This is a genomic window from Variovorax sp. 05N34, assembly GCF_056397405.1.
Window position 1 is genome coordinate 196685 of record NZ_JBFTNI010000010.1, and the last position, 23516, is coordinate 220200.

Sequence of the window (23516 nt, forward strand, 5' to 3'; positions counted from 1 at the left end):
GTCGTGAGACTGGCTCTGGGCATCCGCTACAACGGCCAGGCCTACGAAGGCTGGCAAAGCCAGCTTTCGGGCCGTACCGTCCAGGACAAGCTCGAAGCGGCGCTGGCCAAATTCGCAGCGCAGCCGATCTCCACGCTCTGCGCAGGCCGCACCGACACAGGCGTCCACGCGCTGATGCAGGTGGTGCATTTCGACACCTCTGTTGAACGAGCGCCCTTCTCGTGGATGCGCGGCACCAACCGCTATCTGCCCGACGACATTGCCGTGCAATGGGCACAGCCCGTCCCTGCTCAGTTTCACTGTCGCGCGAGCGCGTTGACTCGCCGCTACGTCTACATCCTTTCCCAATCGCCCGTTCGCCCCAGCCTTGATGCTGGACGCGTAGGCTGGTCGATGCATCCGCTGGACGGAGACGCAATGCGTGCCGCTGCCGGGATGCTCGTGGGCCAGCACGATTTCAGTTCGTTTCGCGCTTCCGCCTGCCAGGCTCGTTCGCCGGTCAAGGACCTGCGCCGAATAGTCGTCACCCGGCATGGGGACACCGACCGTTGCCGTTGGCACTTTGAGTTCGAGGCCGACGCATTCCTTCATCACATGATCCGCAACATCATGGGCTGTCTGGTGCGCATCGGCCGGGGCGACGAGCGGCCCGAATGGATGCTCGAAGTGCTCGAAGCCCGCAGCCGCGTGGTTGCGGCGCCGACCTTCTCGCCCAACGGCCTCTACTTCCTTGGACCGTTGTACGCCGCGGAATGGGGTCTACCTGCGGAGGCCACGATCGACCGTGGTGGCGCTGCGTATGATGGCCCGCCATGAATGTCGCCGCCCCACTCGCTCGCACCCGAGTCAAGATCTGCGGGCTGACGCGCGAACAGGATGTTGAGGCCGCAGTGGAAGCCGGCGCGGACGCGGTCGGCTTTGTCCTCTATGCGGCCAGCCCGCGCGCGGTGACGACGGAGCGAGCTGCCGAATTGGCCGCACGCCTTCCGCCCTTCGTGACGCCCGTCCTGCTTTTCGTGAACGAGGCGCCCGCCAGAAGCATGCATGCCCTCTCCTCCGTAGCCGGCGCCACGGCCCAGTTTCACGGTGACGAATCACCTGAGCAATGTTGGCAAGGTTGCGGCCAGGGCACGCACCGTTACATGCGGGCAGCCCGCATTCCCCTGGGGGCTGCCGGCGCAGCCTTCGACCTCGTAAAATACGCGTCCGATTACTCCCACGCCCAAGCCATCCTGCTCGACGCCCATGTCGAAGCCTATGGCGGCGGCGGCAAGGCATTCGATTGGTCACTTCTTCCACCCGCCGTCGACGCTCACCTCGTCTTGAGTGGTGGGCTCACACCTGCAAACGTGGGCGATGGCATTCGCCAGCTACGGACTCGCTGCAAGTCGCTGTCCGTTGATGTGAGTTCCGGTGTCGAAGCCTCCAAGGGCATCAAGGACGCCGCAAGGATTCGCGAATTCGTCGCCGCAGTTCGTGCGGCCGACGCCTCCTCCTAGTTTGCAGTCGGCAGCCCGTCTCGACCGTCGGGTGCCGGCCCACTGATCGAGACCATGAAAACCTACCAGCAACCCGACGCCAGCGGCCACTTCGGCATCTACGGCGGCACCTTCGCCAGCGAAACGCTGACCCACGCCATCAACGAATTGCGCGATGCCTACGCGAAGTACAAGGACGATCCGGAGTTCCTTGCCGAGTTTCGATACGAGCTCGCGCACTTCGTCGGCCGGCCCTCGCCGATCTACCACGCAGCGCGCACCAGCCGAGAAATGGGCGGCGCACAGATCTACCTGAAGCGCGAAGACCTCAACCACACCGGCGCCCACAAGGTGAACAACACCATAGGCCAGGCCATGCTGGCCAAGCGAATGGGCAAGCCCAGGGTGATCGCCGAAACCGGGGCGGGCCAGCACGGGGTGGCAACCGCCACCATTTGCGCGCGCTACGGGCTCGAATGCGTGGTCTACATGGGCAGCCAGGATGTCAAGCGCCAGAGCCCCAATGTCTACCGGATGAACCTGCTGGGCGCGACCGTCGTGCCGGTGGAGTCCGGCAGCAAGACCTTGAAGGACGCCCTCAACGAGGCCATGCGCGACTGGGTCACAAACGTGGAGAACACGTTCTACATCATCGGCACGGTCGCCGGTCCGCACCCCTACCCCACCATGGTGCGCGACTTCCAGAGCGTGATCGGCAACGAATGCATCGAGCAGATGCCAGCGATGCTCGCAGCGCAGGGCACCGGCCACGCAGTTGAAGGCAGGCAGCCCGATGTGGTGGTCGCGTGCGTCGGCGGCGGCAGCAACGCGATGGGCATCTTTCATCCCTACATACCGTTCGAAGGCACGCGGCTGATCGGTGTCGAAGCGGCCGGCGAAGGCCTGGACAGCGGCAAGCATTCGGCTTCGATCCTGCGCGGCAGCCCCGGCGTGCTGCACGGCAATCGCACCTATCTCCTGCAAAACGAAGACGGCCAGGTGACGGAAACCCACAGCATCAGCGCCGGTCTGGACTATCCCGGCGTAGGACCTGAGCACGCCTATCTTGCGGACATCGGCCGCGCCGAGTACGTCGGCATCACGGATACCGAGGCTTTGGAGGCGTTTCACTATCTGTGCCGCACCGAAGGCATCATCCCCGCGCTGGAATCGAGCCATGCAGTGGCCTATGCCATGAAGCTGGCAAAGACAATGCGCCCGGACCAATCGATCCTGGTCAATCTCTCCGGCCGGGGCGACAAGGACATCGGCACCGTCGCCGACCTATCAGGTGTCGACTTCTATGACCGCCCTTCGATGCGCGGCCTCCATGTGAAGGGAGGCAAGGCATGAGCCGCATTGCAGCCACCTTCGAAGCCCTGCGGACCCTCGGTCGCAGGGCGCTGATTCCGTATGTGACGGCAGGCTTCCCGTACGCCGACGTCACGCCCGAACTCATGCATGGCATGGTCGAGGCGGGCGCCGATGTAATCGAACTCGGCGTCCCGTTTTCCGACCCGATGGCCGACGGTCCCGTGATCCAGCAGGCCGGCGAGGCCGCCCTTGCCTTGGGCATCGGCATGAAGCAGGTCCTCGCCATGGTCGCCGCCTTCCGCCAAATGGATGGCGCTACGCCGGTGGTGCTGATGGGGTATGCCAATCCGGTCGAGCGCTATGACGGGGTGCATGGCAAGGGCAGTTTCATCCGCGATGCCGCCGCGGCCGGCGTGGACGGCCTTCTGGTTGTCGACTATCCGCCCGAGGAGTGCGAGCAATTCGCCGCCGACCTCAAGGCGCACAACATCGACCTGATCTTCCTCCTCGCGCCCACGAGCACGGATGAACGCATGGCGCAAGTCGGACGCATCGCCTCTGGCTACGTCTACTACGTGTCGCTCAAAGGGGTGACTGGCGCCGGCAACCTCGACACCGAAGCCGTCGGCCAGATGATTCCCCGCATCCGCCAGCACGTCAAAGTGCCAGTTGGCGTGGGCTTCGGCATCCGCGACGCACGCACCGCGCAAGCCGTCGGCTCGGCGGCAGACGCTGTCGTCATCGGAAGCCGGATCATTCAATTGATCGACGGCCAGCCGCGCCACGCTGTCGTGCCCCTGGTGCGGGAATTCCTGACCGGAATCCGGCAAGCACTCGACGCCCTGCCCGCTGCAATCCCCAAGAACGCGGCTGGCCGATAATCGCCGCCAACACAAGGAGCCCCCATGAGCTGGCTTGAAAAACTGCTACCGCCAAAAATCGCGCCGTCGGACCCGAGCGAGCGCCGCCAGATGCCCGAAGGGCTCTGGATCAAGTGCCCGAGTTGCGAAACCGTGCTGTACAAGACCGACCTGGAACACAACCAGAACGTCTGCCCGAGCTGCGGCCATCATCACCGCATCGGCGCGCGCGCGCGTCTCGACGCCTTCCTCGACTCCGAAGGCCGTTACGAAGTGGGGCAGGAAGTCCTGCCGGTCGACGCCCTCAAGTTCAAGGACAGCCGCAAGTACCCCGAGCGTCTCAAGGAAGCGCTGGAAAACACCGGCGAAACCGACGCGCTCGTCGTCATGGGCGGCTCGGTGCACAGCATCAACGTAGTGGTTGCCTGCTTCGAGTTCGACTTCATGGGCGGCAGCATGGGCAGCGTCGTGGGCGAGCGTTTCGTACGCGGCGTCCAGACGGCAATCGAGCAGAAGGTGCCCTTCATCTGCTTCACCGCGACCGGCGGCGCGCGCATGCAGGAAGGCCTGCTCTCGCTGATGCAGATGGCAAAGACCAACGCGGCGCTGACCCACCTGGCGAAGAAGGGCCTGCCCTATATCAGCGTGCTGACCGATCCGACCATGGGCGGCGTGAGTGCAGGTTTTGCGTTCGTGGGTGACGTGGTGATTGCGGAGCCAAAGGCGCTGATCGGCTTTGCCGGCCCGCGCGTGATCGAATCCACCGTGCGCGTGACCTTGCCGGAAGGCTTTCAGCGGGCCGAATTCCTGCAGACCAAGGGCGCGATCGATTTGATCTGCGACCGGCGCGAACTGCGCAAGACCATCGCCAGCACCTTGGCGATGCTGCTGCGTCAGCCTGCAGACGCGGTCATTTGACAGACGCCGGAAAGACCCGGCTCACCCTCCGAGGGTGAAAACCGACGCCATCACGCTGCCCAGCACGATGGCGCCGACCTGCAACAGCACGATCGCGACCATGGGCGACAAGTCGACGCCGCCGATGAGCGGAACGAACCGACGCAGCGGCCGCACCAGCGGATTGGCGAGGCGCGCGATCAAGTCCTGAAGCATGGAAGACGCGTTGGGCACCCAGGACAGCACCGCATAGACGATCAGTAGCGCAGTGAGTCCCGAGACTGCGAGTTGCAGCAGCCCGACGAGCGACACCAGCGGCAGGATCGCCCAGCGCCCCAGGCCGCCCATCAGCAACCAGAGAAGAACGAACTTCGCCATGACCAGCAGCCAGGCGGCGATCAGGCTGGCCAAGTCCCAGCGCTTGATCGGCGGCACGATGCGGCGCAGCGGCAGCACGATCCAATCGGTGATCGCGAACACGAAGCGCCCCAGCGGATTGCCGAAAGGCACCCGGTGATATTGCATGTACAGACGCAGCAGGCAAGCGCCGCCCAGAAGGCCGACGATCACGTCGAGCAGGAACGATGGAATCTGATAGAGCATGGCGCGAAGTCGTGAGCGGAATGCGATGATAGCCACGCCAAGGTTCACCGATGACGACACCTCTCGTTCTGCATTCCCTCCCCCTGTTTCCGCTAGGCACCGTGCTGTTTCCCGGCGGACTGCTGCCCTTGCGAATCTTCGAGGTGCGTTACCTGGACATGATCGGCAGATGCCACAAGAATGGGTCGCCCTTCGGCGTGGTCAGCCTCACGCAAGGCTCGGAGGTTCGCAGGGCCGGGGCCGAAGCCGAGAGCTTTGCCGCTGTCGGCACCTTCGCGGCGATCTGCGAATTCGCGTCACCGCAGGCCGGCCTCATGCAGATCGAATGCCTCGGCACGCAGCGCTTTCGCATCCGTTCGAGCGAAATGCACAAGCACGGGTTGTGGACAGCCAATGTCGAATCCATTGCCGACGATCTGCCTCTCGAAGTCCCTGACGACTTGCGGCCAGCTGCCGACGCGTTGCGCCGGCTGATCGACACGCTGGAAGAGCGCAGGCGCGACGAAGGTGACGCCACAGTTCGATTGCCGATTCCGGAACCCTACAAGTTCGAAGACTGCGGATGGGTTGCCAATCGCTGGTGCGAACTGCTGCCGGCGCAAACCGAACTCAAGCAGCGCCTGATGGAATTAGACAGTCCGTTGATGCGGCTCGAACTGGTCAGCGACGTCCTGACGCGCACCGGGATCATCGGGTAGCCTGCTACAAGTTCCATAGCGATGGCGCCAATGTCGGCACCCGTCGACATCGGCCTGCCGCATGCCCGCCAGAGATAAAATGGCGGGTTGCGCGCGCCTGTCGCGTGCGCCACCATCCTGCCTCATGTCCGACCACCTGATCCCCTCTGTTCCCGCTCCTGCCGCAACGCCAGCCGCGCCCATCGACGACAACCAACTGATTGCCGAACGGCGCGAAAAACTGAAGGCGCTGCGTCAAGCACAGTCAGAAGGCAAAGGGGTCGCTTTTCCGAATGACTTCAAGCCAGCCGACCGCGCAGCCGCGCTGATCGCCACCCACGGCGAGATGCCGCCTGAAGTGCTGGACGCCAAGCCCGTGCCGGTCAGCGTCGCCGGCCGGATGATGCTCAAGCGCGTGATGGGCAAGGCGAGTTTCGCGACAGTGCAGGATTCCACCGAACGCATCCAGCTCTACGTTACGCGCGATGCCGTCGGTGAGGAAGCCTACGCCGAGTTCAAGCGCTGGGACCTGGGTGACATCATCGGCGCCGAAGGCACCGCCTTCAAGACCAAGACCGGCGAGCTGTCGGTCAAGGTCACCAAGCTGCGCCTCCTGACAAAGAGCCTGCGGCCACTGCCCGATAAGTTCCACGGGATGGCTGACCAGGAACAGAAGTACCGCCAACGCTACGTCGACCTCATCACCGATGCGGCCGCGCGCGAACGCTTCACCGCACGCAGCCGCGCCGTGAGCGCCCTGCGCGAATTCATGGTGGCAAACGACTTCCTCGAAGTCGAGACGCCGATGCTGCACCCCATTCCGGGCGGCGCCAACGCCAAGCCTTTCGTGACGCACCACAACGCGCTCGACCAGGAGATGTTCCTGCGCATCGCGCCGGAGCTCTATCTGAAGCGGCTGATCGTGGGCGGCTTCGAACGCGTGTTCGAGATCAACCGGAGCTATCGCAACGAAGGCATTTCGGTGCGGCACAACCCCGAATTCACGATGATGGAGTTCTACGCGGCCTACTGGAATTACCGCGACCTGATGGACTTCACCGAAACGCTGATCCGCACGATCGCCGACAAGACGGTCGGCAGCCAACAACTGAGCTATCAGGGCAAGGAAGTGGATCTCGCGACGCCTTTCGAGCGGCTGACGATCCGCGAGGCGATCCTCAAGTACACCGATGCAGGAACGAAGGTCTACGACGCGAGTTGGCTGGTCAACGCCCTGCGCAAGCTCGGCCTGACCGAGGAGAAGGACAAGCTCTCGCAACGCAGTCTCGCCAGCCTGCAGGTGATGTACTTCGAGGAGACAGTGGAAGAGAAGCTCTGGCAGCCGACCTTCATCATGGAACATCCGACCGAAATTTCGCCGCTGGCGCGCGCCAATGACGATCGTCCCGAAGTAACGGAGCGCTTCGAGCTCTACATCACGGGCCGCGAGTTCGGCAATGGTTTCAGCGAGCTCAACGACGCCGAAGACCAGGCGGCGCGATTGAATGCGCAGGTCGCAGCCAAGGACAGCGGCGACGATGAGGCGATGTACTTTGACCACGATTTCGTGCGCGCACTCGAATACGGCATGCCACCCACAGGCGGCTGCGGCATCGGCATCGATCGCTTGATGATGCTGCTGACAGATTCGCCGAGCATTCGTGACGTGATCCTGTTTCCTGCCTTGCGTCGGGAATCTTGAACACCCGCGGATCGGCGATCGGAATCGACTTCGGCACGTCGAATTCCGCCGTCGCCTTCGTCGCGGAGGACGGGACGGCGCGTCCGCTGGCCCTCGAAGGCGCCGCGACGACGATCCCGACCGCCGTCTTCTTCAACGCCGAGGAGCGCACCACGCACTTCGGCCGCGAAGCAATCGCGCTCTACCTGGCGGGCACCGAAGGCCGGCTGATGCGATCGCTCAAGAGCCTGCTGGGCAGCTCTCTGGTGCAGGAGCAGACAGAGATCTTCAACGAGCCGGTGCGCTTCGAGGGCATCATCACCCTCTTCCTTTCGGAGCTCGGAAACCGTGCCGGAAAGCAACTCGGCAAGAAGCCGAGCCGCGTGGTGGTGGGTCGCCCGGTTCGTTTCGTCGATGACGACATCGACCGCGACAAACTCGCGGAGGAGACCCTTCGGCGGGCGGTGAAGAACGCCGGACTGGGCGAAGTGTCTTTTCAATATGAGCCGATCGCGGCGGCATTCGATTACGAGCGGCGCATCAAGCGCGAAGCGCTGGTCCTGGTCGTCGACATCGGTGGCGGCACTTCCGACTTCACGGTGGTGCGCCTCGGGCCTGATCGCATGGCCGCCAGCGATCGCGCTGTGGACGTGTTGTCCACCACGGGTGTCCACATCGGCGGCACCGACTTCGACCAGCGACTGAGCCTTGAATGCGCGATGCCGCAGCTCGGCTTTCGCCATATCGGGCCACAAGGCCGCGAGGTGCCGAGCCGCACCTTTTTCGACCTCTCGTCGTGGCATCTGATCAACTGGCTCTACGCGCCGAAGGCGATCCGGCAGGTTCAGGATCTGCGCACCAACTACGTCGAACTGCGTTTGCACGACCGCCTGATGAACGTGCTTGTGAATCGCGAAGGCCACCGCATCGCGAGCGAAGTTGAAGCGGCCAAAATTCGAGCGTCCATGGCCGAAGACAGCGTGGCCATCGACCTGTCTTGTGCGGAGGCCGGCTTGTCGGCGCAGTTCGCGCCCGACGCCATGGCACTACACCTGGCCACGGCGCTCGAGAACGTGATCAGGTGCGCGCGGGAATGCGTTCAGGGAGCGATGTTGGGCGGCAACAAGCTTGATGCGATCTACCTGACAGGCGGCTCGTCGGCGCTGCGCCCATTCCAGAGCGGACTGCGCAAGGCATTTCCCGACGTCGAGATGATCGAAGGCGATCTTTTCGGCGGTGTGGCTGCTGGGCTAGCTTATGCGGCGGCCTCGAAACGCGTCGCGGAAACCGCATGAAGTATCTGGCCGCATATCCTGCGGCGCTTCGCACCCAGATCGAGCAACTCATCGAGCGCAACGGCCTTGGCGAGTGGCTGCAAAAGCGCTACGGCAGCACGCACGACATCCGCACCGACCGCGCGCTGTACGACTATGTGGGCGACATCAAGAGCCAGTTCCTGCGCAATGCAGACCCGGTGTCCAAGGTCATGTTCGACAACAAGCTCCATGTGATCCGGAACGCCCTCGGCACGCATACAACGGTTTCGCGCGTGCAAGGAAGCCGCCTGAAGGCAAAGCGCGAGATCCGGGTGGCGAGCCTGTTCAAGGAAGTGCCGGAAGAGTGGCTGCGGATGATCGTGGTGCACGAACTGGCCCACACGAAGGAGCGCGAGCACGACAAGGCGTTCTACCAACTGTGCACGCACATGGAGCCGCAATATCACCAGTTCGAGTTCGACCTGCGTCTGTATTTGACGCATCTCGACCTCGGCGGCGAACGGCTCTGGTCCGAGACCGCCGCGTAGGTCGTCGTTCAATCAAGCCGCTGCAGCATCTCAATGGCTTGGCGATAGGCGGTCGATTGCATGAGTGTCGTCCACTCCACTGACGGCACCTTGGGAAGCAGGCTCAGGCGGCGTGTCTCGCTCGCGGGGTTCGGCGCCCATCGGCCATCCCGGACGGCCGCGGCGAAGCCATCCAGCAATTCGTCGAGCACAGCGCCGCCGCCCAGGCTCTGGTTGCAGAGCAGCGCCAAGTCGCAGCCGGCGTGGAGAGCAGCCATGGCGGCGTCCGTATAGCTCAGCAGTTTGCCCTGTACCCGGCGCGCAGCTTCCATGCTGAGGTCGTCGCTAAATACCGCGCCCTCGAAGCGCAACTTGCCGCGCAGGATCTCCTTCAGCCACTTCGAGGAAAACCCTGCCGGTCGCCCATCGACCTTGGGGTAAATCACGTGTGCCGGCATGACCGCTGCGAGCGAGCCGACAAGCCAGTCGTAGGGGCGAGCGTCGTCGGCGAGGATTGCCTTGAGGCTGCGCCGGTCGACCGGCATCGCGACGTGCGAATCGGCCTTGACGAAGCCGTGCCCGGGAAAATGCTTGCCGCAATTGACCATGCCCGCTTGAAGCAATCCATGCATGAGGCTCCTGGCCAGCATCGCGACAACGCGCGGGTCGCGATGAAAGCTGCGGTCCCCGATGACGCTGCTTTCGCCGTAGTCCAGGTCCAGCACCGGTGCGAAAGTGAAGTCCACCCCGCACGCCCGGAGTTCGGCCGCCATGACGTAGCCGCAGGCCACGGCGACCTGCGCTGCCCGGAGCGGGTCGTTCATCCACATCTCGCCAAGCTTGCGCATGGACGGCAAACGCGTAAACCCATCGGTGCGAAAACGCTGGACGCGACCACCCTCGTGATCGACGCAGATGAGAACGTCCGGGCGCAGTGCCCTGATCTCGGCATTCAGGGCACACATCTGCGCACGATCTCGCCAGTTGCGGGCGAAGTGAATCACTCCCCCGACCCATGGATCAGCGAGCCGACGGCGGTCAGCAGCGTTGAGTTCGGTCCCAGCGACGTCGATGATCAGCGGGGCGTGTGGTGCTTTGTCGGTCATTGCTTTCGCTCGACGACTACGAAGCTCGCCGCATAGTCGGTTTCGTCAGTCACAGTCACGTGGGCAATCAGGCCCTCTCCTTCGAACCATTCCTTCAGGGCGCCGTGCAGCACGATCACGGGCTTGCCGCTCTTCAGGTTCGCGATCTCGCAGTTCCGCCAGGTCATCGGCATCCGCATGCCCATTCCGACTGCCTTGCTGAAGGCCTCCTTGGCCGAAAACCGAGTTGCTAGATAGCGCAGGCCGCGGTGGGGCCAGCGAGCGCTGCGGGCCTGCCAAGTCGCGTACTCGGCGTCAGTCAAGACTTTTCGGGCGAACCGGTCGCCCTGTCGCTGCAACGTGGCGGCGATGCGCCGGACGTCGCAGATGTCGGTACCGATGCCGTAGATCACTGGGCCTCGTCGATTCGGCGCAGATACTCGCGCGTCGCGGCGGCGTATCCGAGTTCGAGCGCGTCGGAGACAAAGGCATGGCCGATGGAGACCTCGCGAACATCGGGCACGGCGCGCAAAAACTCCGTGAGGTTCTCGCGGCTCAGATCGTGGCCGGCATTGACCTCTAGACCGGCCGCCTGCGCCGCCCGTGCGGCTTCGACGTAAAGCTGCAAAACGGCATCTGCCTTCGAGGTATCACGGGAGGCCGCATAGCCTTCCGTGTAAAGCTCGACGCGATCCGCCCCGACGGCTTTGGCAGCCGCCATCATTTCGGGATCCGGATCCATGAACAGGCTCACGCGCACACCTAGCGCGCGCGCTTCGGCAATCACCGGCCTGAGGCGTTCGGCATCTTCGGGAAAGCTCCACCCATGGTCGCTGGTCGACTGTGACTCGCTGTCTGGAACGAAGGTCGCCTGGTGCGGACGCAGTTCGCGGACGAACTCCATCAGGTTGTGAAAAGGATTGCCCTCGATGTTGAACTCCGCGTCGGGCCAGTCCTTGTGCAGCAGCGCGGACAGATCATGCACATCCTGCGGGCGAATGTGCCGCTCGTCCGGGCGCGGATGTACCGTAATCCCATGCGCTCCGGCGTCGAGGCACAGGGCGGCCGCGAACACGACGCTGGGGATGCCGAGCTGGCGCGTATTGCGCACCAAAGCGACCTTGTTGAGATTGACCGAAAGGACGGTGGAGTTGGAAGTGCTCATAGGGCTTGCAGGTCCCGCATCATCTGTCGCGTACGCAGCGTTGCAACGCCGCAATGGTAGTTGAGCAAGGTGCGCAATTGGGTACGAAGCGCGCCGTTCACACCAGCACACACTCGCAGAGTCGAGGCAAATGGCGCGCGATCACCGAGCGCTGTCTGCAATAGCAACCAATCGGCGCCCTGGAGCGCAGCCTCGTCGTCGAATGCTTCCCGCAAGCCCGCCTCCGGCACGAGCGCATAGCGCGCGGCGGGCGCCAGCGGCGCCAAGGTCAGCGTCTGCGCATCGAGTGCTGGAAGCAAGCCGACTTCGCGCAACACAAGCAGTTCGAACGCGCGCAGTGCAGCGGCTTGCGTCGCGCCCTGAGCGGCCGCGTGGTCACCTGCCAAAACCTGGACAACCGCCGCATAGGCATCGAAAAGCGCCTCGTGCGGGTCGTCGCGAGCTAGCAGGCGCAGCAAGAGTTCGTTGACGTAGTAGCCCGACAGCAGCGCCTCGCCGGTAGGCATCACGTGCCCACCCATCCACTCGGCGCCCTTGAGGGTGCGGATTTCAGCATCGCCGCTGAAGTTCAACTGCAGCGGCTGCAGCGGCAGCAAGACGGGCCGGAAATTCGAGCTCGGACGCTTCGCCCCCTTTGCAACCAGCGCAATGCGGCCGTGGTGCCGCGTGAAGGTCTCGAGGATCAGGCTCGATTCGCTCCAGTCGTAGCGATGCAGCACATAGGCCGGCTCATGAGTGGCTCGCATACCCGCAGACTTGCTCATCTCGGGTGGCCGTCACCCTTTTTGCTCATTCATAGCCGAAAGATCGCACACGGGCTTCATCGTCGGCCCAGCCGGAGCGCACCTTGACCCAAAGCTCGATGAACACCTTGGCGTCCATCAACTTTTCGAGCTCCTGGCGCGTCTCGGTACCGATGCGCTTGATGCGCTCGCCCTTGTCGCCGATGACCATCGCCTTGTGGCCGTCCCGCTCCACCACGATCGTCGCGGCGATCTTGAGCAGGCGCTTCTGGCCCTTGCGCGCAGGCGGCTCTTCCTCGAACTTGTCGATGATGACGGTGGATGTGTAAGGGAGCTCGTCGCCCGTGAGGCGAAACAGCTTCTCGCGCACCATCTCGCTCGCCAGGAACTGCTCGCTGCGATCAGTGAGTTCGTCTTCGGCGTACCACCAAGCCTGTTCGGGCAGGTATTTTTCGCAGATGCCGAAGAGGCGCTCGATGTCTTTCGAATTCTTTGCCGACATGGGCACGAACTCCGCAAAGGCATGCTTCTGCTGCATCGTCTGCAGCCACGGTGCGACGTCGGCGCGGCGATGCACGTTGTCCAACTTGTTGGCGATCAATACCGTGGGAATACCTGTGCCGAGAAGCTTGAGCACGCGCTCGTCTGCCGGCGTGAAACTACCGGCTTCGACCACAAACAGGATCAGATCGACGTCCGAAACCGCCCCGACCACCGTCTTGTTGAGAGATCGGTTCAACGCGTTGGCGTGGAGTGTCTGAAAGCCGGGCGTGTCGACGAACACGAACTGCGTGGCTCTGAGCGTGCGCATGCCCGTGATGCGGTGGCGCGTAGTTTGTGCCTTGCGCGAAGTGATGCTGATCTTCTGGCCGACGAGAGCGTTGAGCAACGTCGACTTGCCGACATTGGGCTTTCCGACGATGGCGACGAGGCCGCATCGCTGGGAAACGGGATTGGCTGCTGTGGCCGTGTGCGCGGCTTCCGCACCACCTTCTGGCAATTGGGGAGCGGAGTCTTTGGGGTCGTTCATGGGGATGCTTTCGCGCCGCGCGCCTTGAGCCGGATCAACATCGCCGCCGCGGCAGCCTGCTCGCCGGCACGGCGCGAGCCGCCAATGCCGTGCTCACGCAGACCCAGATCAGGCGCTTCGCACTCAACCTCGAAAGTCTGCTTGTGCGCCGCGCCGAGGGTTCCGACTACGCGATAAACCGGCAACTTCATTTTGTGGCCCTGAAGCCATTCCTGCAATTCAGTCTTTGGGTCCTTGGCCACAGCTTCCATGCGCGGATTGATCTCGACAGGCTCGTACAGGCGTTGCACGAGCGCTTGAGCAGCGACGAATCCGGCGTCGAGGTAGACCGCGCCGATGACGGCTTCTAAAGCGTCAGCCAGGATCGATGGCCGGTTGGGCCCTCCTGAACGTGCCTCGCCTTCCCCCAATCGCAAGAGCGGCGACAACGCCAGCTTGACCGCGAGTTGATGCAGGGTTTCCTGTTTGACCAGATTGGCCCGAACCCTGGACAGGTCGCCCTCGGGCATTTCCGAAAGGCGGGTGAAAAGCAGATGCGAGACGGCCAAATTCAGGACGGAGTCGCCGAGAAATTCGAGCCGCTCGTTGTGATCAGAGGAGAAACTGCGATGCGTCAATGCCTGCTGCAGGAGTCGCAGGTCCGCGAACGAATGCTGAAGGCGCGCCTGAAGCGCAGCCAGGCCATTGCCGGTCACGACACGATCGGCGCTGCGGGCCGGCCACCGGCAAACCTGGACGTGCGTTTCATCTAGCTCGATTGGCCTCGGTACTTGAGCACCAAAAAGGCGGGTCCAAAGAGGTGAATTTCACGATCGTAGGCAAAGGACACCACCACCTTGTCGCCGTCCTTTTTCACGTCGAGATCCCGTCCGCTGACGGACTTGAAGTCGTCGATGGCCTGCGCGCGATCGAAGATGGCGCGGACTTCTGGCACGGTCGTGCCTTCCTTGGCCTTGTTGGCAGCCTTGGTGATCGCCTGATATTCAATCAGCGTCGGAATGACCTGGGCCACCACGACGCCCACGCACGCGACCACAATGGCCACGAACAAAAGTCCCAAGAACGAGATGCCGCGCTGCTTTTGCTTTGCCTGCTGAGTCCTCATGCCCTCTTTCCCCTCGATGAATTACCGAATACTTATTTGAATGTGCCGATGCGCCTCAGGTCACCAAAATTCATCCAGATCAAAAACGCCTTGCCGACGATGTTCGCGTCTGGAACAAACCCCCAATAGCGCGAATCGAGCGAATTGTCACGGTTGTCGCCCATCATGAAGTAATAGCCAGGCGGCACCTTGCACACGACACCTTCAACACTGTAGCGGCAATTTTCCTGATTAGGGAACGGCATGATCTCAACTTCGGAAAGCCCGGCTCGGCGCGTATCGTCGTTGAGCAGCTTGTGCTGCGTGTCCCCCAGCTTTTCGGTGTATTGCTTGAGGTAGCGCATCGTCTCTTCGTCGAAGAAATCCGGCACCGCGTCCTTGCTCACGGGCTGGCCGTTGATCGTGAGCTTCTTGTTGAGGTATGCCACCTCGTCCCCGGGGACTCCCACCACGCGTTTGATGTAATCCATGCTCGGCTTGGGCGGGTAGCGGAATACCATAACGTCCCCCCGCGCTGGCGGTCGACCATCGGTGATTTTGGTGTTGATCACAGGCAGGCGCAGGCCATAGACGAATTTGTTGACCAGGATCAGGTCGCCCGTGAGAAGCGTCGGCATCATGGAACCCGACGGGATCTTGAAGGGTTCGAAGAGGAACGACCGCAGCAGGAACACGACGAGGATCACCGGGAACAGCCCGGCGGTCCAATCCAGCCACCATGGCTGCATGATCAGGCGTTCGCTGGCCTTCGCGTCGACTGTGTCGACCTGCGTGATGCCTTGGCGACTCAGCTCCTCACGCCGTCTCGCGAGCGAGGCGTCGAGCGCTTCGGCCGCGCGTCGGCGTCTGGGCAGGAAATAGAAGCGCTCGGCGAGCCAATAGGCGCCGGTGACAACTGTTGCCAGGAAGAGCAGCAGCGCAAAGTTGCCTTCGACTGCGCCGAAATACCAGGCGCCTACATAGCCGACGAAGGCCGCGAGAATCAGGGAAGTGAGAAATGCCATCTTTAGTCTTCGACTTGAAGGATGGCGAGGAAGGCCTCTTGCGGGACCTCGACCGAGCCGATCTGCTTCATTCTTTTTTTGCCCGCCTTCTGCTTTTCAAGCAGCTTCTTCTTGCGGGTAATGTCGCCGCCATAGCACTTGGCGAGCACGTTCTTGCGCAGAGCCTTGATTGTCTCACGTGCAATGATGTTGGCCCCGATAGCTGCCTGGATCGCAACGTCGTACATCTGCCGCGAAATGATTTCGCGCATCTTCGAAACGACGGCCCTGCCACGGAACTGGCTCTGGCTCCGGTGCACGATGATCGACAGCGCGTCGACCTTTTCTCCGTTGAGCAGGATGTCGACCTTGACGACGTCCGACGCGCGATATTCCTTGAACTCGTAGTCCATGGATGCATAGCCCCGGCTCACCGATTTGAGCTTGTCGAAGAAATCGAGCACGATCTCGCCCAACGGCATTTCGTAGGTCAACATCACTTGCCGCCCGTGGTACGCCATGTTCATCTGGACGCCGCGCTTCTGGTTGGCAAGCGTCATGACCGAACCGACGTACTCCTGCGGCATATAGAGATGAACCGTGACGATCGGCTCGCGAATCTCGGACATCCGGCCGACGTCGGGCATCTTGGAGGGGTTCTCGACCATGATGACTTCGCCATCGTTCTTGACGACTTGGTAGACCACGCTGGGCGCGGTCGTGATCAGGTCCTGATCGAATTCACGCTCCAGACGCTCCTGCACGATTTCCATGTGCAGCAGGCCGAGAAAGCCGCATCTGAATCCGAAGCCCAGCGCCTGCGAAACCTCGGGCTCGTAGTGCAGCGACGAATCGTTGAGCTTGAGCTTCTCGAGGGCGTCGCGAAGAGAGTCGTACTCGCTCGCCTCCGTGGGATAGAGCCCGGCGAAGACCTGGGGCTGGATCTCCTTGAAACCCGGCAATGCCTCGGTCGCTGTGGCGGCCGCACCACCCGTGCCCGGCTTGATCAGCGTGACTGTGTCGCCCACCTTGGCAGCCTGAAGTTCCTTGATCCCGGCGATGATGAAACCCACCTCCCCGGCTTCAAGAGACTGGCGCACTTCAGTTGCGGGAGTAAACACACCCAGGTTGTCGGCGTTGTAGGTGGCGCCCGAGGCCATCATCTTGATTCGATCGCCTTTGGCGAGACGGCCATCGACAACGCGCACAAGCATCACGACACCAACGTAGGCATCGAACCAGCTGTCGATGATCATCGCACGCAGTGCGCCGTTTGGATTGCCACGCGGCGACGGCACTTTCGCGACGATCGCCTCGAGAATTTCATCGATGCCCATGCCCGTCTTGGCCGAACACGGAATCGCGTCGGTTGCGTCGATGCCGATCACGTCTTCGATTTCAGCCTTCGCGTTATCGGGATCGGCCTGAGGCAAATCCATCTTGTTGAGCACCGGCACAACCTCGACGCCGAGGTCCAATGCGGTGTAGCAGTTGGCCACTGTCTGTGCTTCAACACCTTGGCTTGCATCGACGACGAGCAGCGCACCTTCGCATGCGGAGAGCGAGCGGCTCACCTCATAAGAGAAGTCGACGTGGCCCGGCGTGTCGATCAGATTGAGGTTGTAGACCTGCCCATCGAGCGCCTTGTAGTGCAGCGCGGCTGTCTGCGCCTTGATGGTTATCCCACGCTCTTTCTCGATATCCATCGAGTCGAGGACTTGCGCTTCCATCTCGCGCTCAGCGAGTCCACCGCAGCGTTGGATCAATCGATCCGCAAGCGTCGACTTGCCATGATCAATGTGCGCAATGATCGAAAAATTTCTGATGTGATTCATCAACGGGAACGCTTAAGTACTTGAATTGGCTTGCGCGAAGTCGGAAGCAGGCAAGAAAAAAGGGCGCGTCTACAAGAGACGCGCCCTGAACCAACAAGCAATGGCAACTGCAGTAGTTGGAACTTCATTGTAGGCAAAAAGGGGGGCGCGTACAGCGGGACCGAGGTCCGGGATTGGTCGTTGCAGGCCAGCAACATGGCTCTTATGAACAGCTTATCAACAGGATCGGTGGACCGAATGCTTAACAACTTGTGGGCGAACTGTGGACCACCGGTGGACGGCTATTGGGCATCTCGCATCGTGAAGAAGATCGGGTTCCTTATGCAAAGTTGAACCGCCACGGCTCCTATATTCTACTGATTTTCGTCGTTAGCCGATCCTGTAGTTAGCGAGTGCCAACTACGAAACAACGCTTGGTGAGTCGATTTTTTTTGATCGAGACGCTGTCTCCGCGCGACAACCCGGAAAAAAATCGAACCCAAACCCGACCGCGCGGTGGGGCCACTTGACGCACGAGAAGAGTTCAGCGTGCGGGCCGGAGCAGCGCATATTGCGCCCAGTCGCCTCGACGGAAAAGCAGGCTCACAGGCTTGTTCTTGTCCGACTTCGCAAGGGCCGCCTCGAAGTCCTTCACATTGGCCACTTCCACGTTGCTGATCGCGAGGACCACGTCCCCCTCGCGCAATCCAGCCCGAGCCGCGGCACCCGAGGCTGCATCGACCTTCACGCCACCTTTCAGCTTCAGCTCTTTCTTCTGCGCTTCAGTGAGATCGCTCAACGTCAGGCCCATCGACTTGGCAGCGGCTGATGCTGGCGTTTTGCTGGACGAGTCTTCCCGATCAGAGGTTGGCTTGATTGGCTTGTCAGGTTCGATCTCAGCGACTGTCACGTTCAAGTCCCGCAAATTGCCGCGGCGGAACACAGTCACCGAACTCTTGGTCCCCGGCTTCGTGTTTCCGACCAGGCGCGGCAGATCGCTTGGCTTATCGATGGCTTTACCGTCGAACTTGGTGATGATGTCGCCCGGCTCGATCCCGGCTTTCTCGCCCGGAGACCCTGACTCCACTCCGCGCACGAGCGCGCCTTGTGCCTTGCCGAGGCCAATCGATTCGGCGACATCCTTGGTCACCTGATCGATTTGCACGCCGATTCGCCCACGCGAAACACGGCCGAACGCACGCAACTGATCGCTCACGCGAATGGCTTCATCGATCGGGATGGAGAAGGAGATACCCATGAACCCGCCGGACCGTGAATAGATCTGGCTGTTGATGCCAACGACTTCGCCGCGCATGTTGATCAACGGGCCGCCCGAATTTCCGGGATTGATCGCCACGTCAGTCTGGATGAAGGGCAAGTAGTCGCCGGTATCCCGTTGCTTGGCGCTCACGATGCCAGCGGTGACCGTGTTCTCGAGGCCGAACGGAGACCCGATCGCCATCACCCATTCGCCGACCCGCAGCTTCGAAATGTCTCCGACCTTGACCGCAGGAAGACCTGTCGCATCGATCTTCACGACCGCCACGTCTGTCCGCTTGTCTGCGCCGATGATCTTGGCCTTGAACTCACGCTTGTCCGGCAAGGTCACGAGCACCTCGGACGCGCCATCGACGACGTGGGCATTGGTCATGACGAAGCCATCCGACGAAAGGATGAAGCCCGACCCCACGCCGCGGGGCCGCTCCTCTTCCTGCGGCGCTTGAGGCCGATTCGGCCGGGGACCCTGCCGCGGCACCCCTGGCATGGGCTGGCCGAAGAAGCGCCGGAAGAACTCCTGCATCTCCTCGTCCATTTCGGGGTTGCCGCCCTGCGTCACCTTTTCGACCGTACGAATGTTGACCACGGCGGGACCGACCTGATCGACCAGATCGGTGAAGTCCGGAAGCACGCGCGTTTGGGCGGATGCCGGAGTTGATGGCAGCAATGCAGTTGTCGATACGACAGCGACAGCGCAGGCCAGCAAGCATGAGCGGAATGTGTTCCCCTCGACTTTGAACATCATCAGCTTCTTTCGTTTGAGAGACTTAGACTGAAAACACCATCTATGCGCGCCAACACTCAATGCAAGCGCGCGAGGTTTTGTGCAAAAGCGTCCAGCGCCTGCGGCGGCACCTCACCCACGGCAGTCAGCCACCATTCGCCATCCTTGTCGACCAAGCGGCGCGTGAGCGTGAAAGTGGCTCCGAGCGCAAGGAGCACTTCCTGCGGTTTGCGCTCGGCATCGTAAGGCTCCAGGAACAACGAGACAGAGGCAAGGCCATCCGAGAAAGTCCATTGCATCGTGTGCCCCTGACCTTCGCCGGCGGTAGGTCGTCGATAGCAATTCACCGGCCTGAAGCCGGCAACGTCTTTCTTCAGCGTCCACCCTTCGCGCTGCGCCGTCGTGCGCTCGAGCTCGGACTTCTCGACCCGGTAACCCGCGGTGCTGCTCATCATCTGCGTCAGCGCGTGAACCTTGATCGGTGCATCGAGCTGAAGCTCGGAAAAAGCCGACTGCTCGATCACCTTTTTGTCGCCGTCTACCGTCTGCAGCTTCAAGACCAGCCCTGACCGCCGCTCGCTCCACACGCGATAGCCGAACCGAAGTCTATCCCGCGGTTCGAGTTGCACCACGTCGGTATCGAAGCCAGCCACACGGTCCTTGCCGATCACGCGAACATCATAGAAATTGGCGATCGAGGAATCCGGAGAACCCGACAAACTCGGGAACAGTTCAAGGTTTTCCCGCTTTTCGCTTTTGACGATTTTTGATTCCGGCAGAAAGGTCACGACATGGTCGTTGCGCCGGAAAGTGGACCGGGGCGGCCCCGACAAGGCTTCGATCCGCTCCATCTGCAGATCGCCTTCGCACACGTGCCAGATCCGGGCGCTCGAGAGATTACCGGCTTCGGCGGAAACAACGAACGTGCCCGCATAGCTACGCTGCCGAGAAGCGGCATGCATGCGCTGGAGCCACTCCACGACACCCAGAGCCGGAGCGTCGCCCGCACTACTGGCGCCTTTCGCTGGCGGTGAGGGCATCCGCGTCTGCCCGACAGCAAACTGCGCCATGCACAGTGCGGCCATGAGGATCGCGGACCTGCGCGCGGGTATTTGCATCGAGACAGTCATTGCATGAGGAGCAGGCACGCAATTAGCGCGAAGGTCTTTCGAAGGTGGCATTGCGCAGGAAGCCCGACGGCAACTGGGACGCGCCGCCAACCTGCTGATGGGCCTCGAGCAATTGGTCCAGCCTCGGGTCACGAATCATGACCTGAGGATCTCCGGACCCGACGAGCACGCGCGCAGGAACCAATGTCTGCGGCGGCCTGGGGGTGTTCGCCGTTGCGACGACCGCTGAAGGAGCTTGTTGCTGCGCCAGTTGCGCATCCGCGGAACGCCCACCACCCACGCCCACCCAGTTCCAGCCTATCGCCGCCGCCGCTGCCAGAGACGCGGCGCCCGCGACCAGCTTCCAGCGAAACGCAGGTTCGTTGGCGGCTTCGCCATGCACACTCTGTACCGGACTTGCATCCACCGGTGCAGCAATGAGAGGCGGGGCTGCGGGCTCGGACGCCAATCGGCCCTGCAGCCGGGACAGGAACGTCGAACTATCGCTGCATGCCGCATGCGCGCCCGACCGAAGCACATCACCAACCAGATGGTAGGTTTGCCATACAGAACGCAATTCTTCGTCCACGCAAATTCGGCCGATGATCTGTGCGAATTCATCATCGCGCAGATGGCCATCGGCAAGCGCGGACACCTGCTCACGAACCAAGTTTGTGTTCATCTTATTCACCTGCTCACCAGCGCTTGCCGGACTGGTTGTCCAGCAAGGGTTTGACCCTGGCCGAAATCGCTTCACGTGCCCGAAAGATGCGCGACCGCACCGTGCCGATCGGACAGCTCATGACTTCGGCAATCTCTTCATAGCTCATCCCCTCGATCTCGCGCAGCGTCACTGCCTGCCGGAGCTCGGCGGGCAGTGCTTCCATCGCCGCTTCAACGGCCGCCGCAATTTCATTGGCAGCCAAAACGGATTCGGGGGTCTCGTCGCTGATTGGTTCGTTTCCGGGTCGGTAAGTTTCATCGTCGTCTTCGGAAGACGAACGCAAGGCACTCTCCGATACCGTCGGGTCGCGCTTCATGTCTACCAGCGCCTTTTTTGCCGTGTTGACTGCGATCCGATAGAGCCAGGTGTAGAACTGAGCTTCGCCGCGAAACTGATGGAGCGCGCGATAGGCTCGGATAAAAGTCTCCTGGGCGATGTCTTCGACCAGATTGACGTCCCGAACCATCCGTCCAATCAAGCGCTCGATCCGCCGCTGGTACTTGATGACGAGCAGCTCGAACGCCTTCTGGTCTCCGGCGACTGTTCGCTGAACGAGCTGAAAATCGACCTCCCCAGGTTTGGCAGCTTCGGCCGGCCCATCGGCAAGACCGGCGCCGGGTGGCACTGGGGGTGGCGAAGCTGTCATGATGAGGATTTGAGGGCGTTCGGCCCAGTCGAACTCGGCGCGCGACTTGATGGATCGGTCGGAGCAGCGCGCGAATATAGCGCACGGCGCAGATCTGTCCATCGAGCAGGCATGGCATTGCGGTCGAGCCAGATCCAGCGCCGCCTACGACCAGATTGAGACAAGCAGACCAGCAGCAGGAACTGGAGATCCAACGCCACGCTTGCCCGAGCCGTTTGAATCGGAGCTTCTCCTGACGCTGTCCAATGCTGCCCGTCAAAGATCAGATCAGCCGATGCCGAGTGACGGATGGCGCCAACCAATGCCATCATTCCCGCGCCAATGGCGGTCAACAGCAGAAGGCCCTCTCGCCACCCGGTGCCCGGCGTCCGCACGCAGGCAATCGAGACAGCGCAGACGCCAAGTCCCCACGAGATCAGCAGAATGCGCTCCGCATTGCGCGAGCGCCCCACCGGATAGCTCACCGAGGGGGCGCTGTGCATGAGTCGAACAGAATCAAACGCGCTTGAACACCAGCGTGCCGTTGGTGCCGCCAAATCCGAAATTGTTCTTGACCGCGACATCGATCTTGAGATCACGCGCTACATTCGCGCAGTAGTCGAGATCGCACTCCGGGTCTTGATTGAAGATGTTGATCGTCGGCGGGCTCTTTTGATGATGTAGCGCAAGAACCGTGAACACCGATTCGATGCCGCCGGCACCGCCTAGCAAGTGGCCGGTCATCGACTTGGTCGAATTGACGACGAGCTTTTTGGCGTGATCACCAAACGCATTCTTGATGGCGTTGGTTTCGTTCAAGTCGCCCAACGGGGTCGACGTTCCATGGGCGTTGATGTACTGCACCTGATCAGGGTTTACGCCAGCATTGGCCAGCGCCATTTCCATGGACCGCCGCGGACCGTCGACGTTCGGCGCAGTCATGTGAAAGGCGTCTCCGCTCATTCCGAAACCTGAGACTTCAGCGTAGATCTTGGCGCCTCGTGCCTTTGCGCGCTCATACTCTTCGAGCACGAGAACGCCAGCACCTTCGCCGAGTACAAAGCCATCGCGGTCCTTGTCCCACGGCCGAGACGCGGTGGACGGATCGTCATTCCGGGTGGACAGGGCTCTTGCCGCTGCAAATCCCCCCAATCCCAAGGGGGAAACCGTAGATTCGGAGCCGCCGGCAATCATCACATCGGCGTCGCCGTACTCGATCATGCGAGCGGACGTTCCGATTGCATGCAAGCCCGTCGTGCAGGCAGTAACGACAGCGATGTTGGGACCCTTGAATCCATATTGAATGGAGACGTGGCCGGAGATCATGTTGATGATGGACGCCGGCACGAAGAATGGAGACACACGGCGTGGGCCGCGGTTCACCAGTTCGGCGTGGGTGTCTTCAATCAACGGGAGCCCGCCGATGCCGGAGCCGATGTTGCATCCGATGCGCACCGCCTGCTCTTCCGGCAATGCATCACCGGTTGGCAAGCCGCTATCCTGCACTGCCTGCATTGCTGCGGCGAGCCCCAAATGGATGAAGCGGTCCATGTGGCGCGCTTCCTTCTCCGGGATGTACTGCTTGATGTCGAAACCCTTCACTTCGCCTGCAAACCTGCAGGAAAAAGCGCTCACATCGAACTTGGTAATGGTCTCGATGCCCGACTTCCCGGCCAAGAGATTGGCCCAGGATTCGGTGACGGTGTTTCCGACAGGAGCGAGGCAACCGAGCCCGGTCACGACGACGCGGCGTTTGGTCATGCCGGCAAACCTTTCTGGGAGCACTGAGACCGCTGCATGGCACGCGCGAGCATGGAAACTGCGGGGCCGAAGAAACG

Annotated in this window: 25 protein-coding genes; 10 read left to right on the forward strand and 15 right to left on the reverse strand. The window is 61.9% G+C overall.

The genetic code is table 11. The features are described from left to right. Window positions 1–3 precede the first annotated feature (3 nt). The 5 genes from truA to accD are packed head-to-tail and all read left to right on the forward strand — an operon-like array spanning window position 4 to window position 4570. Window positions 4–816 (forward strand): tRNA pseudouridine(38-40) synthase TruA, encoded by an 813-nt coding sequence (gene truA, locus AC1DMA_RS25355; protein ID WP_478127289.1) that lies wholly within the window; start codon window positions 4–6, stop codon window positions 814–816. Then, window positions 813–1499 (forward strand): phosphoribosylanthranilate isomerase, encoded by a 687-nt coding sequence (locus tag AC1DMA_RS25360; RefSeq protein WP_478127290.1) that lies wholly within the window; start codon window positions 813–815, stop codon window positions 1497–1499. Before truA ends, AC1DMA_RS25360 begins: the two co-directional genes overlap by 4 nt. 54 nt (window positions 1500–1553) lie before the next feature. Further along, window positions 1554–2831 carry a tryptophan synthase subunit beta gene (gene trpB, locus AC1DMA_RS25365; RefSeq protein WP_478127291.1) on the forward strand — a complete coding sequence of 426 codons (1278 nt, stop codon included), beginning with the start codon at window positions 1554–1556 and terminating at the stop codon, window positions 2829–2831. Continuing rightward, window positions 2828–3673 carry a tryptophan synthase subunit alpha gene (gene trpA / locus AC1DMA_RS25370; RefSeq protein WP_478145850.1) on the forward strand — a complete coding sequence of 282 codons (846 nt, stop codon included), beginning with the start codon at window positions 2828–2830 and terminating at the stop codon, window positions 3671–3673. The genes trpB and trpA overlap by 4 nt, the downstream gene beginning before the upstream one ends. Window positions 3674–3697: 24 nt before the next feature. After that, a complete protein-coding gene (accD, locus tag AC1DMA_RS25375) occupies window positions 3698–4570 on the forward strand; it encodes an acetyl-CoA carboxylase, carboxyltransferase subunit beta (protein ID WP_478145851.1) in 873 nt (290 codons plus the stop codon). 21 nt (window positions 4571–4591) lie between these two features. Here the strand turns inward: accD and AC1DMA_RS25380 are convergent, their stop codons facing one another. Continuing rightward, window positions 4592–5152, reverse strand: coding sequence for a YggT family protein (locus tag AC1DMA_RS25380; RefSeq protein ID WP_478127294.1), 561 nt, complete (start codon window positions 5150–5152; stop codon window positions 4592–4594). A 50-nt stretch (window positions 5153–5202) separates the two neighbouring features. On the opposite strand from AC1DMA_RS25380, the gene AC1DMA_RS25385 reads away from it, so the two are divergent. The 4 genes from AC1DMA_RS25385 to AC1DMA_RS25400 all read left to right on the forward strand — a co-directional run bounded on the left by AC1DMA_RS25385 (window position 5203) and on the right by AC1DMA_RS25400 (window position 9314). Then, window positions 5203–5850, forward strand: coding sequence for an LON peptidase substrate-binding domain-containing protein (locus AC1DMA_RS25385; RefSeq protein ID WP_478145852.1), 648 nt, complete (start codon window positions 5203–5205; stop codon window positions 5848–5850). Between the two features lie 124 nt (window positions 5851–5974). After that, on the forward strand, window positions 5975–7531 hold the full coding sequence (lysS, locus tag AC1DMA_RS25390; protein ID WP_478145853.1) for a lysine--tRNA ligase: 1557 nt from the start codon (window positions 5975–5977) through the stop codon (window positions 7529–7531). Next, entirely contained in the window at window positions 7528–8805 is a 1278-nt protein-coding gene (locus AC1DMA_RS25395) for an Hsp70 family protein (protein WP_478145854.1), read from the forward strand. Before lysS ends, AC1DMA_RS25395 begins: the two co-directional genes overlap by 4 nt. After that, window positions 8802–9314, forward strand: a complete 513-nt coding sequence (locus tag AC1DMA_RS25400) for a YgjP-like metallopeptidase domain-containing protein (RefSeq protein ID WP_478145855.1) — start codon at window positions 8802–8804, stop codon at window positions 9312–9314. The genes AC1DMA_RS25395 and AC1DMA_RS25400 overlap by 4 nt, the downstream gene beginning before the upstream one ends. Window positions 9315–9322: 8 nt before the next feature. Here the strand turns inward: AC1DMA_RS25400 and nagZ are convergent, their stop codons facing one another. From nagZ to rnc, 6 genes are read right to left on the reverse strand one after another with little or no spacing between them, the layout of a single operon-like run. Further along, entirely contained in the window at window positions 9323–10399 is a 1077-nt protein-coding gene (gene nagZ, locus AC1DMA_RS25405; protein ID WP_478145856.1) for a beta-N-acetylhexosaminidase, read from the reverse strand. Beyond that, entirely contained in the window at window positions 10396–10791 is a 396-nt protein-coding gene (gene acpS, locus AC1DMA_RS25410) for a holo-ACP synthase (RefSeq protein WP_478127300.1), read from the reverse strand. The genes nagZ and acpS overlap by 4 nt, the downstream gene beginning before the upstream one ends. Continuing rightward, complete coding sequence (locus tag AC1DMA_RS25415; RefSeq protein ID WP_478145857.1) at window positions 10788–11543, reverse strand: pyridoxine 5'-phosphate synthase; 756 nt, start codon at window positions 11541–11543, stop codon at window positions 10788–10790. Before AC1DMA_RS25415 ends, acpS begins: the two co-directional genes overlap by 4 nt. After that, window positions 11540–12307: a DNA repair protein RecO gene (recO, locus tag AC1DMA_RS25420; RefSeq protein ID WP_478145858.1), complete on the reverse strand. Its 768-nt coding sequence runs from the start codon at window positions 12305–12307 to the stop codon at window positions 11540–11542. Before recO ends, AC1DMA_RS25415 begins: the two co-directional genes overlap by 4 nt. 25 nt (window positions 12308–12332) lie before the next feature. After that, complete coding sequence (gene era / locus AC1DMA_RS25425; protein ID WP_478127303.1) at window positions 12333–13316, reverse strand: GTPase Era; 984 nt, start codon at window positions 13314–13316, stop codon at window positions 12333–12335. Continuing rightward, a complete protein-coding gene (gene rnc / locus AC1DMA_RS25430) occupies window positions 13313–13954 on the reverse strand; it encodes a ribonuclease III (protein WP_478127370.1) in 642 nt (213 codons plus the stop codon). The genes era and rnc overlap by 4 nt, the downstream gene beginning before the upstream one ends. Here rnc and AC1DMA_RS25435 point away from each other — a divergent pair. Then, a complete protein-coding gene (locus AC1DMA_RS25435; protein WP_478127377.1) occupies window positions 13925–14068 on the forward strand; it encodes a hypothetical protein in 144 nt (47 codons plus the stop codon). The two genes, rnc and AC1DMA_RS25435, sit on opposite strands and share 30 nt — an antisense overlap. Here AC1DMA_RS25435 and AC1DMA_RS25440 read toward each other — a convergent pair. The 8 genes from AC1DMA_RS25440 to fabF all read right to left on the reverse strand — a co-directional run bounded on the left by AC1DMA_RS25440 (window position 14065) and on the right by fabF (window position 23439). Continuing rightward, window positions 14065–14421: a DUF4845 domain-containing protein gene (locus tag AC1DMA_RS25440; RefSeq protein ID WP_478127304.1), complete on the reverse strand. Its 357-nt coding sequence runs from the start codon at window positions 14419–14421 to the stop codon at window positions 14065–14067. The genes AC1DMA_RS25435 and AC1DMA_RS25440 overlap by 4 nt on opposite strands. Window positions 14422–14453: 32 nt before the next feature. Next, on the reverse strand, window positions 14454–15425 hold the full coding sequence (gene lepB, locus AC1DMA_RS25445; protein WP_478127305.1) for a signal peptidase I: 972 nt from the start codon (window positions 15423–15425) through the stop codon (window positions 14454–14456). Between the two features lie 2 nt (window positions 15426–15427). Continuing rightward, window positions 15428–17239 (reverse strand): translation elongation factor 4, encoded by a 1812-nt coding sequence (gene lepA / locus AC1DMA_RS25450; protein WP_478127306.1) that lies wholly within the window; start codon window positions 17237–17239, stop codon window positions 15428–15430. 523 nt (window positions 17240–17762) lie between these two features. Further along, window positions 17763–19241: a DegQ family serine endoprotease gene (locus AC1DMA_RS25455; protein ID WP_478127307.1), complete on the reverse strand. Its 1479-nt coding sequence runs from the start codon at window positions 19239–19241 to the stop codon at window positions 17763–17765. Window positions 19242–19297: 56 nt separating this feature from the next. Further along, complete coding sequence (locus AC1DMA_RS25460; RefSeq protein ID WP_478127308.1) at window positions 19298–20350, reverse strand: MucB/RseB C-terminal domain-containing protein; 1053 nt, start codon at window positions 20348–20350, stop codon at window positions 19298–19300. A gap of 22 nt (window positions 20351–20372) precedes the next feature. Further along, complete coding sequence (locus tag AC1DMA_RS25465; RefSeq protein ID WP_478127309.1) at window positions 20373–21011, reverse strand: sigma-E factor negative regulatory protein; 639 nt, start codon at window positions 21009–21011, stop codon at window positions 20373–20375. A 13-nt stretch (window positions 21012–21024) separates the two neighbouring features. Further along, a complete protein-coding gene (gene rpoE / locus AC1DMA_RS25470; protein ID WP_478127310.1) occupies window positions 21025–21699 on the reverse strand; it encodes an RNA polymerase sigma factor RpoE in 675 nt (224 codons plus the stop codon). 495 nt (window positions 21700–22194) lie between these two features. After that, window positions 22195–23439, reverse strand: a complete 1245-nt coding sequence (gene fabF / locus AC1DMA_RS25475) for a beta-ketoacyl-ACP synthase II (RefSeq protein WP_478127311.1) — start codon at window positions 23437–23439, stop codon at window positions 22195–22197. Window positions 23440–23516 lie beyond the last annotated feature (77 nt).